The sequence below is a fragment of the Paenibacillus sp. FSL P2-0136 genome (genome assembly GCF_037975325.1).
GTDB lineage: Bacteria > Bacillota > Bacilli > Paenibacillales > Paenibacillaceae > Paenibacillus_AQ > Paenibacillus_AQ silagei.
In genome coordinates, this window is sequence record NZ_CP150244.1 from 3,110,969 (window position 1) to 3,132,326 (window position 21,358).

The following is a 21,358-nucleotide window of genomic DNA, read 5'->3' on the forward strand; positions in this document are numbered from 1 at the left end:
ATTAGAGCGAAAGCTCTTAAATAATATGTCGGAATATGGCGGATATTCTTGTAGAGTGAAGGATGTTATTTCACAGAAAAAACCGGCTGGGAAAAGGTTCCAAGCCGGTGCGTAGTCTATAAGCCCGTTCTAATTAAAGGATAGGACATCCGCCGCAATAGCCATGATCCGCTCTGAGCTGGTAGGCCAGACAGCAGGTCGCCTTAATGGATATCGTATCATGCGGAGGGTGGGGGTCCGTCCGGAACTTGGGGGTGATACGGAACGGATTGCTGCGAAGTCCGAATACCTCCGGGGTCAACTCCCAGAGTGCAGCTTGGAATTGCCCGTGGATCTGGGTGCGGCTGTACTCACTGGGAGCGTCAAGAGCATCCTCTTCGATAAAAGTATACAACTGATTATAGACATGCTTCCACAGCATCATTGCTCTGGTCTGTGAGGCCTCGGCAAGCACGTCAATAACCGGTCTGACAACACTGCTGTAGAACATGCCGAGCTCGCCGGATAATTCTTTTCCATCTCCATCCTGGTCATAGGTCCCGTTCCCCTGATCGTGGATAAAAAAGGCGAATTCGGGATACCCCTCCGTGCGGATGAGTTGCACAGACAGGTTATTCAGGCGCAAGGCATGAGCCAGCGGGTCTGCGGCTGTGAGCAGTGCGTATTTGGCTCCGCAGATCCCGGCGACCCATGTGCAGAAGATGGCTGCCGCTATACGTTTATCCTCAGTCCCGAGCATGGAAGCATAAGTGGTAAGCAGATGCTCAGCATGTGCGGGCATACATAATTCGGTCAGTCGTAAAGTAACCACTGCATTCTCAATAGCTTCGGGGGAGATGAAGTAACGTTCAGCCCCCTGGAGCTCGCCAGTGTTGCCCATCTGAAGTCCCCCTTTATTTGGAGTTGCCTTCAAAGGCCTGAAGCACCGCATCCACCGCATAACGGTTAGCCAGAGGAGACATCCCCAGGTTGAACCAATCCTTGCCGGCCATGGTGTAGACCTGGTTCTTTTTGACCGCCGTCATGTTCTTCCATAATGGACTCTTCAGCAGATCCTCATAGGTTTTCTTCACCCCGGCATCGTCCTCGTTATTCAACTGAAGGAAGATGTGATCGGGATTATACTCCGGCAGCTTCTCCAGCGAGATGGATAAGGAAGGATCTTTAGTTGGGAAATTCGGAATCATCTCCAGCCCAAGCGTAGTGTGAAGGAATTTTCCGCGGTCAATCTGATCCCCGTAAAGAACGAAGCTGCCCGGCATGACCATCATGTACATCACCGTTTCATTACCCACCAGATCATCCAGCTTCTGCTTGGCTTCAGCCTCCTGAGCCTCCAGATCCTTAATTACCTTCTCTGCAAGCTCCGTCTTGCCGAGTACCCCGGCGATATCCTTCAGCTCATCCCGCCAGTCATCGCGCTGCGGCAGCAGAACCGTCGGAGCGATCCCCGACAACTGGTCATAATCCTTAGCCGACCACCATGTAGGGGCGAGGATCAGATCAGGATTGGCAGAGAGAATCATTTCAAAATTCGGAGTTTGGGCTATACCCATCTTCAGCGTATCCTTGAAGGGCTCCTCTAGATAAGTCGGGAACTCCTCCTGGTAGTTCTGTACAGCAACGGGCTTAACCCCCAGGGCCTGCAGGAATTCCGGGTAGACCACAGACAATCCAATCACTCTGGCCGGGTGGGCGGGGATTTTGATCTCGCCTTTCTCACTGCCTACTACCCGGGAATCTGCTTCAGCGTCTGCGGCCACCTTGGCCTGTCCACTGTTGTTGGAGCAAGCCGTCATGACCAATGTTAATACTATCGCCATGCAGAACACCATTCTTTGTCTCATCTGTTGCATATCTTCACTAACCTCCTGAGTATCAATACCTGTCTTCCCACCTGAGAGTGAGAATCAATATCACTGTTAGGAGTATAAAACAATCCGTGCGATTCGACTATTGACTATCACGCCAATATTTCATGTCCGATTACGCCAGAGTGTCAGCGCGGAGTCAAGAACCAGCTCTTGGGTGAACGAGTTATACTCTGTCCAAGGGTAGGAAGGGAGGTGCCCGATACGCGAAAACCCTGCGGGATCAGGGGGCAGCAAGGACTCTCTGTCCCGGAACGCAGACCAGACGGCCTGCGAAGCCGCATCCTCATCCACAATGAACAGCAGCTTGTCCGCATCAGCCGACCACAGCTCCTCCGGGGTTATTGTCTGATTGCTCAGCCTACGGTCCACAATGGACGCCTGAATGAAATGCAGATCATCATAGAATACCTCAGCTAAGCTTCCCGTAGATAGCACGGTAATGGACTGCCCGGATATGCGGGCAAGGAGCAGCTTGTTCATGGCTGGTTCTTGACCCAATTGTGCCCGGATGCTCTTGGCCTTGCGCTCATAGTTGTTCAGCCAAGCTGCTGCTTCCGGCGCCCTGCCCACGCATTCTCCAATGAAGTGTAATTGCGTACGCCAATCCGTCTGAAGCGAAGACACAAGGAACGTGGGCGCAATTTCCTGGAGCTGCGGAAGCATCCCCCGGCTTACCGATGTCTCCAGCCCGAGAATGTAATCAGGACGAAGAACGGTAAGCTGCTCTAGCCGTAGAGTATCCTCCCGGGCAAGCGGCAGCGCCGCATCCGTCTCATATTTTCGCCGGTAATATTCAGCCCAGGGATGGTCCGCAGGAGCCGCGCAGGGAATAATATTCAGGGTGAGCAGCGCCCCTATGAGGCTGCCGTGACAAACTGCGATTTTGAGCTTGGCATTGCGCATGAAGGTGGCCGGAGCTACACCGGTAATTTGCTTGAACTTGCGCCGGAAGTAAGGAACATCCTTGTAACCGACATAAGCGGCGATATCCTTTAATTCATAATTCGAATGCGGAAGCATAAGACTTCTTGCTTGTCTGATCCGGTATTCGGTCAGGTATTCGATGGCGCTAAGACCATATTTGTGCTTGAACAGCCGGATGAAATGCCTTACGCTAATGCCTGCCTCGCCCGCCAGCAGGGTGATCGAAAGCTCTTCACGGTAATGCTGCTCTATATAGGCCTTGACCCGTTCCATAATCGTATCGGTATCGTCTGGCTCGGACTGCCTGGCATCGCTGAGCAGACTGTACAGCAGCTCATAGAATCTGCTCTGGGCAAGCAGCTGCTGTAAGGGGTCTGTACTGCCAAGGGAAGCGGTGATAGCCTCACAGTGTTTGCTGTATGTAACAGTTGAAGACATCGCTGTTTCTCCTTCCAGGGAGAAGGGGAGCTGGGGCTCCGTTGAGCTTATCCAGCCCGGTTGTACAGGCAGATTCCGCTGGCTAAAGACATCAAACCGCAAAATGTATATATTCGTTTCGTCTGAACCGTCCAGGCAGGCTTCGATTAATTGCCCCGGCAGGCAGACAAAGGCAGCTCCCGCTCTGAGTTCGCCATACTTGCCGTCCACAGTGATCCAGCCCCGGCCCGAAACTGGAATCAGGAGCAGATGCGATTCAAGGAATTGCAGTCGGAGTGAACACCCTCCCGTGAGACTGCTGTTCTGCTCGCTGCTCCGAAGCCTGAACCACATCTGATCAAGCTGTCCGAAGGCTCCCGCAGGAGGATTTCCGTTGTTGTTATTCATTCTTCGCACCTCCTTCCGCTATCTGTCACCATGCAGATCAATATCCCTCAGCACCCTTGTGAGTACATACCCCAGGTGGATAAATGCCAGCCTGGAGTGACGGTAGAATGTAGTGCGGCTCATATGAAAAGCTTCGGCAAGCTGTGATTTCCGGTAGTTCTTTTGCAAATAACTCTCTCTCAGTAAGCTTTGCTCCAGCTCTGTGAGCGGATAAGGCGGCTGCTTATCCGTCAGGATATGCTGTACCTGCTGACGTACATACTCTCCGGCAAGCCCAAGCCGCTGCACCAAAGGTATCTCTTCCAGCAGGGCATCCTTATACAAATGCTGAACAATCTGCTTGACATCCTTCCAGTCCAGAGACTGCGGTTCTTCCGCAAGGACTGCTTCCGGGGCTTGCACAGCCAGCTGAAATACCCGCTGTACCCACACCTCAAATGTCACCTGGCGGAAATCGAGGTCCCACACAATCAGCCCTGTTGGAGCAACCTGCTTAGATCTTGACTGTATCTGTTCCTGAAAGCCCAGAAGCGGCAACAGCAGGTTCAACTGGTTATCCGCAGTCGCGACAATGGTGCGCAAGCCCCCGGAAGTGTAAACCAGCCATGACTGGAGCAGCATGGCACCCAGCTCTTCCGGCTGGTAGTAGGGCTGCTCTGTATCTACCGCTGCCAGCAGAATGAACAGTGTATCCGCAGCTTCCGCAGGCAGGCTGTAGAGAGGCCCGGCCAATTCCCCCAGCAGTTCCCTGTGGGCTGGCGCGTAACGGTCAAGCAGAGGCAGCGTAAGTGCATGCAGGCGCAGGCCTGCCGAGAATCCCAGCGGAATCCCGCTGCTGTTACACAGGACTACAATGCTGCCTGGATCATGCGCTGCGATATCCTCCAGCAGCGCATGATGCTCACCGGCTGCAATCAGCTCCGACTGCCAGTCCGATCGGGCCAGCGATGCCTCAAGAAAACGGTGCAGATAAGGAAGATCCCCCGGCTCATACCCCCGCTGCCGTTCCTGGGTCCTTACGGTTGAGAAATCTGTATATGTGCCGGCAACCGGCAGCTGCTCGCGGTATAGCTCCAGCACATGGGCGGCAATCTGCATTTGCTGAAGTGTATTGGACGCGGGGAACCTCCCGGTGAGCAGCTCAAGCGTTCTGGACCGCATCCGGTGATATTGTCCTGGGTCCCGCCGCTGATAGTCTTCCCGCAGCATCCGCGATACGAGCTGGTGCAGGCATAATCCGTTCATGCTGGTACGCACACAAGACAATCGGCTCAGCTCCGCATATTCCGAGGCCGACAGGGGATGGGCCAGCAATTGGTTCAGGATTGTCTGGTCTGCCGCAGGAAGAAGAGATAAGAGCTGCAGAGCCTCATACATAAAGGGGGAGGAGGCTTCCTTCAGCAGCTCTGCACTGAGTATCCCCGGAAGCTGATATTCGCGTTCCTGTCTCTCCGGCTCCTGGCGGAGCAGCATATCCAGCGTAAGCGCCAGCAGCAGGGGGTGGCCTCCGGTCTTCTGAACGATATCAACCTGAAGGACTGGTGAGAGTCCGCTGTCTTGCAGATATTCATAGATCTCCTCACGGGAGAACAACTCCAGAGGATAGGAATGAATCCGCTTGGACCAAAGGGGATGACTATGCCATTTCGTCGGCAGACCGCGGCGGGAGGCCAGAATGAGCAGACATTCAGCTTCGGCCAGCCTGGGCAGCAGACTGGCCAGCAGCCAGCTTTCAAGATAATCTATATGCTCACAGTTATCTATAATCAGTACGGTCCGCTGGCGGGTTAACTCCCGTACCGCATAAGCCAGCATCGTCTCGTCTGTTGCCCGTGTCAGGCCGTATTCTATCTCCAGACTCATCTCCAGACAGGACAGAAAAGCACCTGGAGTCTGCAGGCATATTTGTCCGTCCATCCATAATGTACGCGTGGAGGTACGGCGGGCTCCGGCGTTCAGTTCTGTGAGCAGGGTGGTTTTGCCGATGCCGCCAATACCCGTGACGGAGAAAATTTGCGAACCGGCATCGGGTGCAGCAAGCCATTGGAATAAGGCGTTCTTTTCCCGGCTGAAGCCGACGATCCGCTGAGCAGAGATTTTGCTGTTAGCCGAAGAGAGGTTCATGCTGCACACTACTTTCTATTCAAATTTGAAACAAAAACGGGACCTTTCGATTCAATTCATATATTATACTATTTTTTGATCCGCAGCTTCGGCAGATTTGCAGATGCTTGAACCATTATTATCGTAGCCAAAGGGGAGACTGTAATGAAAAAATACCTGACTATAACGGCAGCCTTGCTGGTTATTGTGATGCTCGTAGGACAGCTTGGACTGTATTCCTTAGTGGTCCATGCTGATTCCGGCTCCGATGAAGCGGGTGGCATCCCGCCTGTTACAGACGGATGGGCGGAGGTGTCCACCAGAGAGCAGCTTATGTATCTTAATCAGAATCAGGAGAATTACTTGAGTGCACATATCCGCCTGATGAAGAACATTGACTTATCCGGGGGGAATTGGGTTCCGCTAGGCGGGAATGCTTATGCTGCGTTCAGCGGGATTTTTGATGGACAAGGTCATACGATTAGTGGTGTTGAGGTAACCGGTAACAGCGGCACTAATACCGGCTTCTTTGGCCAATCTACCGGTGCGATCCGAAATCTCGGTCTGGATGTCAATATAAGCGGCGGCTCCATGGTTGGTGGTCTGGTGGGGCATCAAAGCGGGGGAAGTATTGAAAGGGTCTATACGCAAGGGAGTGTTAAAAGCGGAACCGATGGTAGGGTAACCGCTGCCGGAGGTATAGCTGGTGCGATTGTTAATACCAGCCTGAAAATGTCATCCTCCAGTGCCTCAGTCACTGTTGCCAACTCCCCCAATATGTATGCCGGTGGACTTGTGGGTTCTCAGGGGTATGGATCTGTAGAAGATTCTTATTCGACTGGCGAGATAAGCAACGAGCCTCCCGATTACTTTGTGTTCACGAGCGGGATCACAAGCTACCAATTTCATAATACAATAAAAAACACCTATGCCGCAGGACACCTCTCTACTTCGAATGCTGCAACCTATACCCGGAGAGGCGGCATTGGAGCTTTTGGATTTGAGACTACTATTGAGCATTCTTTTTTTGACACGACGACAACAGGAATTCCTGCCAGTGGAATCAATACTAGTGGAGCGGATTTATTCACAAGCAGCACAATAGATATTAAGGCACTGACTACTGTGGAGATGAAGAAGCAGAGCAGCTATGCAGGATGGGATTTCAATCATACCTGGAACATTCATGATAATGTTAACAACGGTTATCCCTACCTGCGTCCTGCCGTATTGACGGAGGAGCTTCCCGGGGGAATCAAGGGGCAGCCTTATTCCGTAGACCTGTCAGCCTTCGACGGCGCACATATTGGTCTCAATTGGAGTGCCTCCGGCCTTCCGCAAGGACTCAGTGTCAGCACCCGTGGAGAGCTGCGGGGTACGCCCGCAGAGGCCGGCACCTTCAATATTCGTCTGCAAGTAACGGATGCGGGCTTGGCCACCGCTTCACGTGATCTTCAGCTTGTTGTCAGTCAGTATGCTCCTGAAATCGGTATACTTGCGATTCATCCGGGTCAGGTGGTAGGCTCCACGGCAATAACGGCTGAGCCGAACCGGTCCGGCGACAGCTTCGCTTATGTTCTGGGGAGTACCGGGATGTCACCGCCGCTGCTTGACAGTGCCCTGCCGGTGGATGCGGTAGATTATATTCCGGACACGGATATCCCTGCTGTCCTTGCCGGACAATATCTCGATCTGTATGAGGTCAATGAGGACCGGCTGATTCAGGCATGGCACCAGTTCAGAATAGAAGACGGTCATATCCGTACTTTCATTCCGGTCAGTGGTGTTAGCCTGAATGTCTCCCGGCTAACCTTGAGGGTCGGCGAGCCCTCTGTCCGGCTGCAGGCAACCGTTCTGCCTGAAGACGCAACGAATCCGGATATCACCTGGAGCTCAAGTAACACGGAGGTAGTAACCGTAGACCAGAACGGGCAGGTGGAGCCTGTCGCTGCTGGCGAAGCGGCGATTACCATTACTTCTGTGCAAAATGCCTTGATGGCGCAGACAGAGATCACGGTGCTTCCCGCCACTGTCCAGACAGGGACGATTACCGGTTCAGTCTATGGTACGGGGGATTTACCGCTGGCGGGAGCCATTGTATCCATAGACAGCTTCAGTGCAGTTACCGGCAGTGAGGGAGTATACAGGCTGGATGAGGTTCCTGCCGGCGTATATACACTCCAATTGTCTGCACAGGGTTATGCGCCTATGGAGCAGCTAGTGAATGTGTATGCAGGACAAACGGCAGATGCAGGCCGCACTCATCTAACTTTGCTGGCAACGCCGACACCGGTGCCAACGGAAACACCGACGCCGACACCGACAGCAACGGCCACGCCGACAGCAACGCCAACGGCGACACCGACAGCAACGCCAACGGCGACACCGACAGCAACGCCGACAGCGACACCTACGGCAACGCCGGCAGCGACACCTACGGCAACGCCGGCAGCGACACCTACGGCAACGCCGACAGCAACGCCAACGGTGACACCAACAGCGACGCCGACGGCAACTCAGGAGCCCTCGATTGTGCACGAAGCAATTGTCGTTTCGAGCCCGCCTAATCCTGGCGTTGTTCTGATCCGGCTTACTGCTAATGATCAGGAGCTTCTGGCGAAAGCAACGCTTGAAGCCATGGATGATGGCCGGTCGGCGCTCCGGGTCAGGCTTGATGATGCTTTTATTGTCCAGGCGTTTGCTTCAGACAAGGAAGCTGTGATCAAGCTCGAGAACAGCAGGGATATTGCATTTGTTGATGTATCGCTTTCCGTTCTGAGGGAGGTGTTACAACAACGGCCGGGCGCTTCGTTAACCATTGAAGTAAATGGAATCGGCTTCGAGCTGCGGCTTGACCCGTTAGATCAGTGGCCTGACAGCAAGATCATTACAGTCGGAATGGGCACAGCCGCATCTGCAACCAGCGACAGCTTCAGCGCAGCTTCTATCAAGAAGGGCTATAAGCTGCTCGGCAGTCCTGTAGACTTCACGCTTGATATCGATGGTGTCCAGGCAGAGAGCTATAGTCCTCTGTACACCAGACATATCCTTCCTCTTGCCTCACCAGCCAATCCGGGGACAACAACTGTGGTATGGGTGGATAATGACCAGGAGCTTCATTATGTACCTGCCGTGTTTGACGTTGAAGGGCAGGCGGGCCGGGCTATAGTCTACACGCCGCTTAACCGTGCATATGCGCTCGTTACGTCCGGGTATTTCTTTGCGGATTCGGCTGGACATTGGGCACAGGCTGACATTGAACTGCTTGCCAATAAGCTGATTGTTGAAGGGATAAGCAGCGTTTCCTTTGCCCCTTCGCAACAGGTTACGCGCGGTGAGTTTGCAGCAATGCTTGTGCGTTCTCTTGGACTTCATGCCCGTCCATCGGTAGGTCCGTTCGCAGATATCCCGGCAGAAGCCTGGTATGCTGAATCCGTCGGCATGATCCAGACCGCAGGGATCATGGACGGCTTCGAGAAGGGTTTATTCAGGCCGGAGGATTATATTACGCGGGAGCAGATGGCTGTAGTTATGGCCCGGGCGCTGAACTTCTCAGGCAAGCTGCCCCAATCGTCCGGAACTGAAGTGTTCTCCGACCAGAACAGCATTGCAGCATGGGCATCTGAATCTGTGGTCCTGCTGTCGCAAGCCGGACTTATCCATGGGGACCCCGCAGGCGATTTCAACCCTAAGGAGCCGGCAACCCGCGCAGAGAGCGCAGTAATGATTAGGCGGCTGCTGCAATATCTGCAATGGATCAATAGCTGAGCTTGTTACCTTGAATCGTATAAATAGTCTATAACAAGCCTGTTCCTGCGGATGAACGCAGGAACAGGCTTGTTGTCTGAACCGCTCTCAACCCAGAATTGAATATTGATTATTACACAAGTATGCCTTATCATCTTCATTAACGCTTTGGCTCATTAAAGTGGAGGCGAATGTATGCTGCTTCAGTGATCATACACAGAGTGAATTCAGTATGAATGAACTGGAACGGTTTTATTGGGGGGAGAGAATACATGTTTGGTTGGCTGGGCTGGAAGACAGGATTGCCTTTATGGTGGTCCAATCGCTTGAACAGGAATTTAGAGTCTGATATTACTGATGTTTTTGAAGGAATTGCAGAAACACGTAAGGAAATATTACATAATTGGGCTGAATTGTATTGGAATTACTTAAGTCGGCTGCACGAGCAGTTACGGATGCTTCCCGGTGAGAACCGTTTTCCAAATGGAGGGGATCCGGCCGTATGGGAGTCATTATTCACAGCCACCCGAGGCAGGGCAGCTGATTTTTCCGAGATTTTTGTGCTGAATGGGGAAGGCGCCGTAATATCGACTACCTTTCCGGCGCACCGTGGCAAACAGTATGGGGACGAAAGTATCCTTGGTGCGTGCTTACGCTATGCCTCCGAGGGAGCAGAGGGGCGTAAATGTCTGTTCGGACCCTACGCCGATCCGGTGACTCTGCAAGCGGGGCCCGGCACCTCAACCTTTTTCGATGAGATCACGATGTTGTTTGTGCTGCCGGTTGTGGAGCAGGGGAAGATCGAGGGCTTCTTGTGCGGCCGCGTGCCTAATGATGTTATTGGTGATTTGATCCAGCGGGAGTCGGGGCATATCTATCCGGATTCGGGCGACCATTATCTGTTCATGGCAGAGCCCCGGCTGCAGGTGGGGATTAAGCCGGGGACTGCGTTGTCTCGGAGCCGGTTTGAGGACCGCACCTTCACACATGGCGAGAATCTGAAGGATGGGGTATCGACGCGCTGGGGGACGGTGAAGGTGGAGAAGCATACCGAGCTGGAGCTGATGTTTACCGACCCGGCTTCGGGAGAGCTCCATCCCGGTGTGGCAAACGTGATTGCTTACGGCAGTAATGTATGCGTTTCATTTCCAGGCTACTCGGACTACCGCCATATTCCTGTCATTGGCAAAGGGGTTACAGTTCAGCTTCCACATTGCCCTGATGTGTGGGGAATGATGTGTGAAGCCGACTTTGAGGAAGTCTATCGCACCCGCAGCCTTGGCTTTAACGTGACCAAGCTGATGCTGCCCTTGCTGATTGCGATGGCTATCCTTGTTGCGGCAGTGGCCGGACTGCTGAACGGAAGCGGGGCTGTTGCCCGGATGGGCAGCGCTTTGGGAACGGGGACGGCTGTGCTGATCTGCGGGCTGATGCTCTGGCAAATGATTCTCCGTACCATCCTGCTTCCCGAAACAGGACGTATTCATCAATTGAACCGCTTCATACGCCGCAATACGGAAGGCAGCAGCGATCTCACCCAAAGAATTCCGCTTCACGATTTCGGAACGGATGAGCTGCGTGATACGGCGAAATGGATCAACAGTATGATTGACTCCCAGGAAAGCATTCTGCTGAAGGTCAAGCACGCAGCGGATGATGTCATTGTGAGCCAGCGCCAATTGAGTCATTCTACCGCTGAGACCGAGCAATCGACTGAACGCGTAAATGAACGCATTGAAGCCATGGTGGAGAGCATTCTTCGGCAGCTTCAAGACCTTGATGCGGTAAGCGCTGCTGTGGCGGATATGCGCATAACTCTACAGAATCTCGAACAGCAGGCTGCTGATCAGATCAGAGTGGCCCGCGAGGAGGTGGAGAATATCGGAGATCAAATGTCGAACATCTCCCTGCAGGTATCAGCTACGCATGAAACGATGGACTCCTTCGTCGGCACCACGCGCCAGATTGAGGACGTATTGCAGATGATTGAGCGGATCGCCTCTCAGACGAATCTGCTGGCGTTAAATGCTTCGATTGAAGCAGCCAGGGTAGGAGAGCATGGAAGAGGATTTGCGGTTGTTGCCTCAGAGATTCGTAAGCTGGCGGAATCAACCGGACAATCGGTAGCGGACATTCAGGAGACGATTGGGCACATCTATACCGGCTCAGAGCGTGCCCAGCAATCCATGGCAGAGGTTACTCAAGTAGTTGAAGAGGGCAATACGCGTGTCGCTGCAGCAACCAGACTGCTGATACAGGCGAATGATCAGGATGCGAGCAAATCTCAGGTCATTGACCGGGTTGTCCAGCTGATGGAGGAGATCACGGCCGTCAGCATGGATAACCGCAGCATCTCTGCTGAAGTCGAGAAGAAGCTGGCAGCGCTCAGAGAAGACTATGTTCATGTACAACAGACCACGCAATTTGTTGAGGTGATCGGGACCTTTTTGCAGCAGCTGATCGGACAGTTTAGATTGAAGGATATTCGAAAATCTTAAGTGTTAAAGGGGGCACCGCTGATACGCCGCCTTTTTAGCCATCGGGCCTTGGCAGCCGACCGCGATTGGCAGGATCTCAGCATTATCGCCCTCATTCAATCATAAGAAGCCCGCATCCTGTGCGGGCTCTTCGTGTTTTACTGAATGAAATCAATCCCAATGAATGATTGCCACCGTATTCTCCTCAGACGAAATTCAGTGGCTCCAGTCACCATTGCAGTGTTGTAAATGATAATGGTTATCAATTATAATGTGGGAAATATACGATGAGGTGCTTCTATGAAGTGGTCAGAAAGATTTCGGATATGGAATCATGTGCCTGTGAAAGTGTTGGATATCCGTCATGTGATCATGCAGCCGGGAGAGAAGCTTCAGAGTTATACTTTGCCTTCAAGTGCGTTTGTGTTCACGAATCAGGGAGAAGCCAAAGTCATGCTGGACGGGTACGGGAGCGCATCAGGCAATCACCAGGTCGTACATGGCGGCAAAGGTGCAGTTCTTCATATCTGCTGCTTGAGCAGTACGTTTGATTATTACCTGATCTTATACAAGCCTTGTCCCGGCAGCCCATTCACAGACCTGGCGGGGGGCAATCACAATCCGTTCCAGCAGCCCTATGTCTTCCAAGGGAGCGATCCCTGGATGATCCTCTCCCTGCAAGAGCGCATGCTTCAGCTTTGGACAAGCGGAGGGGAGCTGGAACGGTTGCAGGTGACCGGACTGTTCTATCAGTTCGTGTCTGAACAATTCCGTCAGCTCCAGCTGGCGGGAGAGCAGCAGACGGAACCGGATCTGGCTGAACAGATCGCCCGTTATATCCGGGAATATTATCGCCAGCCCCTCTCTATGACAGCTATGGCTGAGCTGTTCCACTACAGCGCCCATCATTTGGTGAGGGTATTCAAGCGCAGGTATGATTGCAGTCCCATGGAGTATGTGAGCCGGACCCGGATGCAGCAAGCCAGAACCCTGCTGGCAGGGACAGATGCTCCTATCCGCCATGTTGCTGAAAGTGTCGGGTATACGGATTTCTATTACTTCAGCAGACTATTCAAAAAGCTGTACGGAGAGACCCCCGCCCAGTTCAAAATGCACGCACCGTTACACAAAGGTTCAATTCCTACCAATGATATGCCGGAATCGTTCATTGCTCCAGCGAAAGAACAACGCTATATTGATATCAGTGATAATCATTATCAATACAGAGCATGGAGTGTGAATGATTTGAAAGTTAGCCATAAACCCACTTTTGCTGTATCCCTCTTGTTCAGTCTGTCTGTGCTGCTTGCAGCTTGTGGAGGCGGTAATACGAAACCCGAAGCAGCAACAAGAATAGTTACCGATGGCTTCGCCAGACAGGTGGAAATTCCAGTCGAGCCTGGCGCGGTAGTGGCGCTCGCTTATGGCGGTTATATGCTTCCTCTCGGCCTGATGCCGGCGGGTGTCAACCAGGAGACGCTGGATCAATACAAGGAAGAGATGAAGACTGTGGAGAATATAGGGGCAGGAACAGGCAGTGTTGAAGCCATTTCTGCATTGGAGCCAGATCTGATTATCATTCCGGACTATCTTGGTGAAGATGTAATTGAGACCTATGAGAAGATTGCTCCAACCGTAGCCGTCGCCTGGGGCGGTGACCCGGATGTGGTGAATACCTTAAGAACCATGGGCGATATTATGGGCAAGCAAGAGGAAGCGGAGCAATGGATTGCTTCCTTCGACGAGAAGCTGCAGGGCATCCGAGATAACATCAATATCAAAATTGATGAAGGAACTACAGCGATCTCATTCATTATCCGTAACGGAGAGGTGCTGCTTGGAGGCGAAGGAGGAACCTTGGGCAAGCTGATCTATCAGGATTTCGGTTTTACAATGCCTGAACAATTCAAGCCCTATGCGGATGGGGGAACGGTACTGTCCATGGAGATGCTGGTGGACAAGCCGGCGGATTACTTTTTTACACAAATGACGGATGAAGAGCTGGCTGCCATGATGGAGCTGTTCAAGGAGCCTGTCTATCAGAGCATCCCTGCGGTGAAGAACAACAGGATTATTAATGTATCCCGTGTGAACTGGAACAACGGCCCTTATACCGTAGACAGAGGCGTTGATGCGTTGATTGAGCAGGTAGCGAAGCTGCAGGAATAGACGGCTGGACCTGAAGCTACCCCGGAAGCATGGAGATGTAAGACTTTGACATTGATGATTTTTTTGACAAAAGACACTCTCCTCAGAACAATGAGAAGAGTGTCTTTGAGTTACCGGCTTCCCCTCATAACGAATCGGGTTTCTTCTGGTGCAATGAACTCGTGAATGATTTGACGGAAGGATTCGTGATTATCATAGCTGTTGTACATGCGCCAGGCCAGTGTGTGGGAGCTGCCGAAAAATAACCGCTCAAACTGGATTTGTCGCCCGCCGAATGCACCCGCTCCGAGTTCCCAAGCAAGCCGGAATAAAGCGTTTCGGAACCACGCCTCCGAAGCCGTACCCTTCAAATACTGACTGAGGTATGCACCAGCGCTTGTATCGAAGTCGGACTCCGAGAGGATCATGATGAGACCGCTTGAACTGAGATGTTGAACCATTTCAATCAGGTCCGGATAAAACTCCGAAAAGTGAACGGACGAAGCCAAAAGTGGACCTTTGTCTGGAACGAGATATCCGAATTTGTCCGGGGAAGCCCCTATTTCAGAAGCAAGTCTTAAGGCTTTGAAGGTCTCCAAATAAGTTATCGTTCTGGAAATAGGCTGAATAGTATGGGGCTCAGGGATAACGTTTTGTTCTTCCGCCAAAGATTCCAGCAACCCGAGAAAGAACTCTGTTTTTGCAATATAGCGGGTGATGATTTGATGGGCCATATGCGTATGGAAGTGACTCTCGCCGAACAATCGGGAACAGTACATTTCATCTCCGTAATAAAATACACGGTCATGAGGGATAAGAACGCGGTCAAATATGACTAAGGTATCCATTTCTTCATATCTTGAGCTTAACGGATGGTCGTAGGCAGATGAAGCTGCGTAGCTTTCACGGCAAAAAAAAGTCATCCCTTGCAGATCATTAGGCACGGCGAAGGCAAACGCGAACGGATTATCATCATCCACAAACGAGGGGGAAGGCGTTGGGAATACAAGCATTTCATCGCATGTAGCCCCTTGTGTTGCCATCATAAAAGCACCGGTTACAATCATCCCTTCAGCATTGATTTCAACGACTTTAGCAGCGATAGAATCCTCTGTAGCATCAATCTGGCCGGATATTTTGCTTGCTTGAGGCTGGATGAAGGCATGGGATAAGGTAATGTCATGATCCCGGCAGTAAGCATAGTACTTCCTGAGGTTCTCAGCATATTTCGGATTCAGCTCCTCAAGGATATCGGCAGCTGTAAACAGAGACATGAGGGCTGTATTCATATAATCCGGGGAACGTCCTAAAAACCCATGATGGCAGTTGGACCAGAGTTCAATCATTTTTCTGCGGCGCTGTAAATCCTCAGCATTCTTGGGTGGAAGAAAAGATAGACCGACAGGCTCTCCTGTATCGGGTGAAGGGTAGGTCATCTGTGCTAAATAATGCTCATCACACTGCATGTTGTACATTTCGGCTTGGGTTTGTATGAGACCTTGAAATGCGGGATGCTTGGATAAAGGGCCTTCGATCCGTGTTCCTTTGTAAAAAATATTGATATTTTGCCGGTCGATACGTTCGATGTATTGGCTACCTGTTTTAATAGGCACACGGTTCACCTCTTTAAAAGACAGCTTTCACTAAAAAGCCGTGATATTGCTTTTAATATACGTAACCATGATCCGCTTTGTACATTGTCCGTAGATCGTGCACTTGCGCCTATACGGTCTCTACCCCTGGTCCCATTCTGTGCTCCGTGGCAAGAGGTCATAGTGTGGAAGCTTCTCGGTTCTGAACGGTTGCTTAGCTTTCGATGATAATGCTTTCCAGCTTGAGATTAACCGGGTTTGCGAGCGTATCTCCAACTGGGCATTTGCTTTCCAGGAATCGTACAAATTCTTCAACCTGTTCTTTGGGTGAATCTGTTTTAATACGGAAGCTATACCGAATTTCTGAATAGCCCGGACGCACCTCCGACTTGTTGAAAAAGCCATCCAGATCAAGATCGCCTTCTACATCCACGAAGAAATCCTTGAGGTTCACGCCGAATTTAGGCGCATACACTCTGGCCACGATAGACTGGCATGCTCCCAGCGAGGCCAGCAAAGCTTCGACCGGATTCATACCGGTATCAGTTCCGCCCAAGCTTTTGGGCTCGTCAATAATAAATTCAAAGTTTCGGGATGCTACTTTCACTTGGACTCCGTCTTGCAAATGCGCAGATGCTTTAAAGGTTTGGAGAGCGGTCATTTTAAAAATCTCCTTCTATGGTTAGTTTATAATAAATTAAATCATACTTTTCCGCTGTGATTATTTTAAATTTAACTTGTCATATTGTCAATCCTCAAATTACCAGCTTGTCGATCTCTGGAACAGCGCGCGCGAAAATGCCGAAAAAGGGCCGTGAGCAGCCTGCCTTCCGGCAACCTGTCACAGCCCCAAAACTCAAATCCGATGCGGTCAATCGGCTTTTACTCGTCTCCTGTGGCCACCGGGTTATCTTCATAGCTAATCCAGTCACTCCAGCTTCCCGCATACAGCCGCACATTCGTATATCCGGCCTTTTCTAGCGCCAGTACATTCGGGCAGGCAGTTACGCCGGAGCCGCAGTAGACGATGACCTCACGGTCTTTGTCCAGTCCGGCAAAATGTTCTTCAAGCTGCTCCGCACTCCTCCAGCTACCGTCCGGATTTTGCGTGTCTTTCCAGAAGTAGTTGACCGCCCCAGGGATATGCCCGCCGACCGGGTCCAGGGTCTCATTCTGGCCGTGATAGCGGTCATTGGCCCGGGAATCGATCAGCACGGGAAGAGCAGGCACGGCATCCGCAACGTTGACGTCACTCTCAGACTCAGCGCCAGCATTATTAACTGTCTTCTCCGATACCTCGCGCACCTCCTCAACTCCCGCCAGCATCTGCGGCTGAACATTAGCTGTAAAGGTACTAGGCACCCGCACCGGCTGATGATCCGTCACCGGATATTTACCCTCTTTCCACTGGCTGAAGCCGCCCTCCAGAATGAATACCTGCTCATGCCCCAGGTAACGCAGCAGCCACCACAGACGGGCGGCGTTCATGCCGTTCTCATCGTCGTAGGCGACAATGCGAGTATCATTACCGATTCCGAGTTTGCTGAGCCGTGCAGCCAGCACTTCAGGGTCAGGCAGGGGATGGCGACCGCCATGCTCGCTCACCGGAGAGGACAGATCCAGTTTCAGATCCAGATAGATCGCGCCCGGAATATGCTCTTGTTGATAGCTGTCTCTGCCGGCCTTAGGCTGGCCTAATGTGAACCGGCAGTCTACGATGGTCTGTTCCGGCTCGTAGAGTCTGGCGAGCAGCCAGCGTTTGCTAACGGTTGCGTCCATATGTATCCCATCCTTTGCTTGTATTGTATGGATTACATTATAGCGGATAATCAGGCATTCCGCATATTATTGAAGTGGTGCAAGCATAGGCTTATCAGATCAGGAGTGATCGTGATAGTGAGCGTGCTGCTATTCTGTACAGTTTTACCAGAAACAAAAAAAGCTCAGGACTCGCCTGAGCAATGAAATGAAGTTAACTAAGGACGGGACCGATGATGTTCCAGTCTCCGAATGGATATACCTGATCAAACACTATGAAGCCGGCTGCATCCCGGGCTACTGCGTATAGCGAGATGTCGTTCACGAATCCGGGAGCACCAGGTGAAGAAACGGTGATACTGTAATTGGCCACTGTCGTTGGTATGATGAGCGTAACCACACCATTTGGAGCGGCAATCCCGAACGTTGTTGTGAAATTCAGAGTTTCAGCTATCCCCTCCGGGCCGGAATCTGCGACACTGTAAGCATTGACTACAATAGGTTCCAGCCTTGCAACGGTTGTGTTGGTGATTCGAAGCTCGACGAATTGCGATATTACTGTTCCGGTAGGCTCAAGGTTGGGCACTGCACCGATAGTATAAATTGGCATTTGGAAGTCCTCCTTTTCTCTTGATACAGTAATATATGTAAATCTGATAGTTTGTTTTGTATAATTGTCTTTTGCAGCTAAAAAAGGCGACTGGATCAGAGGCTAGCGAACCGCCCCAATCCTAGTAGATTTGACATAGCCGTACCCGGATTCTACAATTGCTTCTGAACCTAATAGAAAGGGGCATAAGCCTACGGAAGCTATAGTGAGTCAGGTCTGGCCTGAATGGAAGGGCTCGCTGCGCAAGCGGAGCGGAGGATGGAATAATACAACGTATTTCGTGGAGAGCGGGGAACGCCGCGCTGTGCTGCGTATCTATGACACCCATAAGGACAGGAACAAAATAGAATTTGAACATACGGTGCTGCTGAAGCTGGCCGCTGCGGGTCTGCCGTTCAGTACACCTCTTCCGATCCGTACTGCCAGTGGAGAGACCTTGGTTCAACTTGAAGAGAGCGGGAAATTCGCTTGCTTGTTTGCTTATATTGAAGGGGAATCCCCGTCCGGGCAAGCTGCGGATTACTATGAGTCCTTCGGAGAAGCGGCAGGCATCTTGTCCGCTGCGCTGGCTGAGATAGATACGGGCATCCCGTCCGTATACCGTCCATACTATGAGCTGCGGACCTCGTATCCGCTATGCACCCGTGAAGCGCTGCATGGTCTGGTGACGGACCCGCCCGAGTCTCTGAAGGAGCTGCTGCCGGAGCTGACCCTATTAGTGGATGCCTACGACAATGTGGCTGACTCGCTGGAACAGCTTCAGAGCCTGCCGCATCAGCTGGTGCACGGCGATCTGAACGCTTCCAATCTGCTGGTGGATGGAGCGGATACCGCCCGGGTGACAGCGCTGCTGGATTTTGAATTTTGCACCCGGGATTTAAGGGTTATGGATGCTGCTGTGATTCTGTCGGCCTTGCTCAGTCATGAGGACTCGGAGCGGATCATCCGTGATTTCTGGCGGGGTTATAACCGCAGGGTTACGCTGACTCCTGAGGAACTGGCGGCGATTCCGGTGCTCATGCTCCTGCGCAAGATAGACGTATTCCTGCATTTCGCCACCCGTTACTGGGAAGGAACGGATGAGGTGAATGTCCTGCAGCAGCAGGTCCGTGAGCTGGCGGCAGAGGTAGCTGCGATGTAGGCGGGAAGCTGTATGGAACTTGCACTGCCTTCAAGCTTTCTTACAGGAAAAGCTGCTGATTATGTATTCTTTTCATAAGCTCTCTGCCAGATCGGACGACCTCGGGTTGATGATTGTGAGTGCCCCAGCAGATATCGCCGAGAGCCATTTTGATGCAGCATATTTGTATTTCAGCAGACTGGTCCTTAAGCACTTCAGGTCCATACCCTGCAAAATAGGAATCTCTGGCTGATGGATGATCTATGAAATATCTGGCGAACAGAATGGAGAAGTTGTCCACAGCCAGCCCCCACAGCATATTCTCGAAGTCTATCATTCCTGTCAAAATACCCTGCTCATCCACCAGCCAGTTGCCTGGTGTGGAGTCCCAGCTAATAGGAACAGGTCTGCTATGCCGGAATACATGAACGTTCTGAAGTGCCCATTCGGTTAACCTTATTTCATAGGCCTGCAATAGCCCCTCAACAACACACCGAGAAGTTAAGTCCTGTATTGCATCAGCAACATACTGCACCGGGTCAGCATGGTGACTTAGCTCTATCGGATTCCCATATTGATCGGGGCGGCCGAACCAGCGGCCTGTCTGCGATAGATGCAGAATCTTTGTTAACTCACCAGCCTTATAAAAAGCAGCTTTAGCAGCACTTGGGCTTAGTGGCGTCTCTCTCATAATGGACCCGTCGATTGCAGTAATTAGTATAGCCTGCCAGCCCTCCCCCTCGTAAGCAGCTATTAACTCTGGTACATACGGTTTCAACTGACCTATCCAGTGACGGTATGCATAAACCTCAGGATGCCATCTCTGTTTGCGGCTGTACGTTTTTAAGTAATAACATTTAGAGTCCTGATCGGATTGCAGCTTCCAAACCCCGGTTCTCACACTATTCGGTCTGTAGTTTCTCAAGACCTGAAAGCTGCCAATGTCGGACTGAACCTGCTCATACAACGCTGTTGGATGGATATCCAGTGGCTTCATATTCTGTTGGTCCTCCTCGTGGAATGCTAGTTTTCACAGTATATACTGCCGGCCCGGTGATCTGGTCTGAAGATACTATTGAATTTGATTAGCTAAGTCTATAAAGGCGGAGACCTCTAATTTATTAGTGTGGATCGGATCTAGATTTCCGTTGATATAATATACAAATCGCGCCAAAAATCCGTTCTCCCCCTCCCACCAGATGGATTGAGTAGTTTCGTCTTCGTCATAGTATGCTTCTTTTCCATTATCAAGTTCTAAGCGTTGCTTGCCTTGGGTGGAAATTTTCTCTGGTGCACTCATAACCTTGCTCAGGATGTATCTTATTTCTTGCAGGGTCTGCTTGTTTTTATAATGAAAAACATACTGTTGTAGCACATACGGGTTATCAACTGCGATTTCAGTACGAACTTCATTGATCTCAAACGGAAAAAGATGTGGTTCATTGAAGCTGTAATTCATGTTTATGATTCGCTCTCCGGTTGGGTTGCTACATCCACTCATCAGAAAAATAGATACCAGAATGGAAAAGCAAATACTCCGCATGATCTCACCCCCTATAACTTTAACGAAAAAGGAATCATTTAGTTGTGCTAAAAAGTACGTTAATCACGATAATCCAATACCAAACAGGGCACTCTCCGGCTGGGCGGTACCAGAGGGTGCCCTGTTCAGCGTGCGTGTTCTGTTAGATTAAGCGGTAGCCTGCAGGAAGATCCCCGCTGCTGCGGATACGGCGGATCTGGTCCAGCGTCAGTCTCTGGTTGGTAGAGATGATAGATTCTACGTCATTGCCTGAAATGTAGTCATCCAGATCACGGATGCTGTGGTTGCCGCGAAGCACGCGGAAGCTGCCTCTGAACCGGGTTCTGCTGAACAGGACAAGCGTGGCATTGCTGCTGGTGGAGAAGAAGCGGAGACTTTCGATTCCATCCAGAATATTGTCCGTATCGCGGATGCCTAGATTACCTCTGTAGATTCTGCTTCTTCCCCGGAAGTTTTCTTCGCTGTACACCGTTAGTCTTGGATAAGTCTGAGAGATATGAACCTCTTTATTCATGTGTATTCCTCCTTGGAGCGGTTTTTGGCAAAAGCAGCACGTACTGCCAGCTGCAATACTATTCTATGTATGCTGATAGAGATTGGTATGGTTAGAACCCCTGCACGGATAGCCTGTTTACAC

General features: G+C 51.4%; 15 protein-coding genes. 4 read left to right on the forward strand and 11 right to left on the reverse strand.

Features of this window, described 5'->3' with window-relative positions:
• Positions 1–133 precede the first annotated feature (133 nt).
• The 4 genes from NYE26_RS12945 to NYE26_RS12960 all read right to left on the reverse strand — a co-directional run bounded on the left by NYE26_RS12945 (position 134) and on the right by NYE26_RS12960 (position 5,747).
• Entirely contained in the window at positions 134–880 is a 747-nt protein-coding gene (locus tag NYE26_RS12945) for a (2Fe-2S)-binding protein (RefSeq protein ID WP_339256311.1), read from the reverse strand.
• Positions 881–893: 13 nt separating this feature from the next.
• Entirely contained in the window at positions 894–1,856 is a 963-nt protein-coding gene (locus NYE26_RS12950) for an ABC transporter substrate-binding protein (protein ID WP_339256313.1), read from the reverse strand.
• 120 nt (positions 1,857–1,976) lie between these two features.
• Positions 1,977–3,623: a helix-turn-helix domain-containing protein gene (locus NYE26_RS12955; RefSeq protein WP_339256315.1), complete on the reverse strand. Its 1,647-nt coding sequence runs from the start codon at positions 3,621–3,623 to the stop codon at positions 1,977–1,979.
• An 18-nt stretch (positions 3,624–3,641) separates the two neighbouring features.
• A complete protein-coding gene (locus NYE26_RS12960; RefSeq protein ID WP_339256317.1) occupies positions 3,642–5,747 on the reverse strand; it encodes a bacterio-opsin activator in 2,106 nt (701 codons plus the stop codon).
• A gap of 144 nt (positions 5,748–5,891) precedes the next feature.
• Between NYE26_RS12960 and NYE26_RS12965 the strand changes: the two genes are divergently transcribed.
• The 3 genes from NYE26_RS12965 (at position 5,892) to NYE26_RS12975 (ending at position 14,119) form a co-directional block, all read left to right on the forward strand.
• Positions 5,892–9,494, forward strand: a complete 3,603-nt coding sequence (locus NYE26_RS12965) for an S-layer homology domain-containing protein (RefSeq protein WP_339256318.1) — start codon at positions 5,892–5,894, stop codon at positions 9,492–9,494.
• A gap of 692 nt (positions 9,495–10,186) precedes the next feature.
• Positions 10,187–11,971 (forward strand): methyl-accepting chemotaxis protein, encoded by a 1,785-nt coding sequence (locus tag NYE26_RS12970; RefSeq protein WP_339256320.1) that lies wholly within the window; start codon positions 10,187–10,189, stop codon positions 11,969–11,971.
• Between the two features lie 279 nt (positions 11,972–12,250).
• The gene (locus NYE26_RS12975; protein ID WP_339256322.1) at positions 12,251–14,119 is read left to right on the forward strand and encodes an ABC transporter substrate-binding protein; all 1,869 of its coding nucleotides are present in this window, start codon (positions 12,251–12,253) and stop codon (positions 14,117–14,119) included.
• A gap of 110 nt (positions 14,120–14,229) precedes the next feature.
• Here NYE26_RS12975 and NYE26_RS12980 read toward each other — a convergent pair whose 3' ends face one another.
• The 4 genes from NYE26_RS12980 to NYE26_RS12995 form a co-directional block, all read right to left on the reverse strand.
• Complete coding sequence (locus NYE26_RS12980) at positions 14,230–15,711, reverse strand: 4-hydroxyphenylacetate 3-hydroxylase N-terminal domain-containing protein (RefSeq protein ID WP_339256324.1); 1,482 nt, start codon at positions 15,709–15,711, stop codon at positions 14,230–14,232.
• A gap of 193 nt (positions 15,712–15,904) precedes the next feature.
• Positions 15,905–16,351, reverse strand: coding sequence for an OsmC family protein (locus NYE26_RS12985; protein WP_339256326.1), 447 nt, complete (start codon positions 16,349–16,351; stop codon positions 15,905–15,907).
• A gap of 221 nt (positions 16,352–16,572) precedes the next feature.
• Positions 16,573–17,469 carry a sulfurtransferase gene (locus NYE26_RS12990; RefSeq protein ID WP_339256328.1) on the reverse strand — a complete coding sequence of 299 codons (897 nt, stop codon included), beginning with the start codon at positions 17,467–17,469 and terminating at the stop codon, positions 16,573–16,575.
• 193 nt (positions 17,470–17,662) lie between these two features.
• Positions 17,663–18,058, reverse strand: coding sequence for a hypothetical protein (locus tag NYE26_RS12995; RefSeq protein ID WP_036728963.1), 396 nt, complete (start codon positions 18,056–18,058; stop codon positions 17,663–17,665).
• Between the two features lie 205 nt (positions 18,059–18,263).
• Between NYE26_RS12995 and NYE26_RS13000 the strand changes: the two genes are divergently transcribed.
• Positions 18,264–19,199, forward strand: coding sequence for a phosphotransferase (locus NYE26_RS13000; RefSeq protein WP_339256330.1), 936 nt, complete (start codon positions 18,264–18,266; stop codon positions 19,197–19,199).
• 40 nt (positions 19,200–19,239) lie between these two features.
• On the opposite strand, the gene NYE26_RS13005 is transcribed toward NYE26_RS13000, so the two are convergent.
• From NYE26_RS13005 to NYE26_RS13015, 3 genes are all read right to left on the reverse strand, one after another.
• Positions 19,240–20,175: an aminoglycoside phosphotransferase family protein gene (locus NYE26_RS13005; protein ID WP_339256332.1), complete on the reverse strand. Its 936-nt coding sequence runs from the start codon at positions 20,173–20,175 to the stop codon at positions 19,240–19,242.
• 75 nt (positions 20,176–20,250) lie between these two features.
• Positions 20,251–20,637, reverse strand: a complete 387-nt coding sequence (locus tag NYE26_RS13010; protein ID WP_155991614.1) for a hypothetical protein — start codon at positions 20,635–20,637, stop codon at positions 20,251–20,253.
• 226 nt (positions 20,638–20,863) lie between these two features.
• The gene (locus NYE26_RS13015) at positions 20,864–21,235 is read right to left on the reverse strand and encodes a hypothetical protein (RefSeq protein WP_339256334.1); all 372 of its coding nucleotides are present in this window, start codon (positions 21,233–21,235) and stop codon (positions 20,864–20,866) included.
• Between the last annotated feature and the right edge of the window lie 123 nt (positions 21,236–21,358).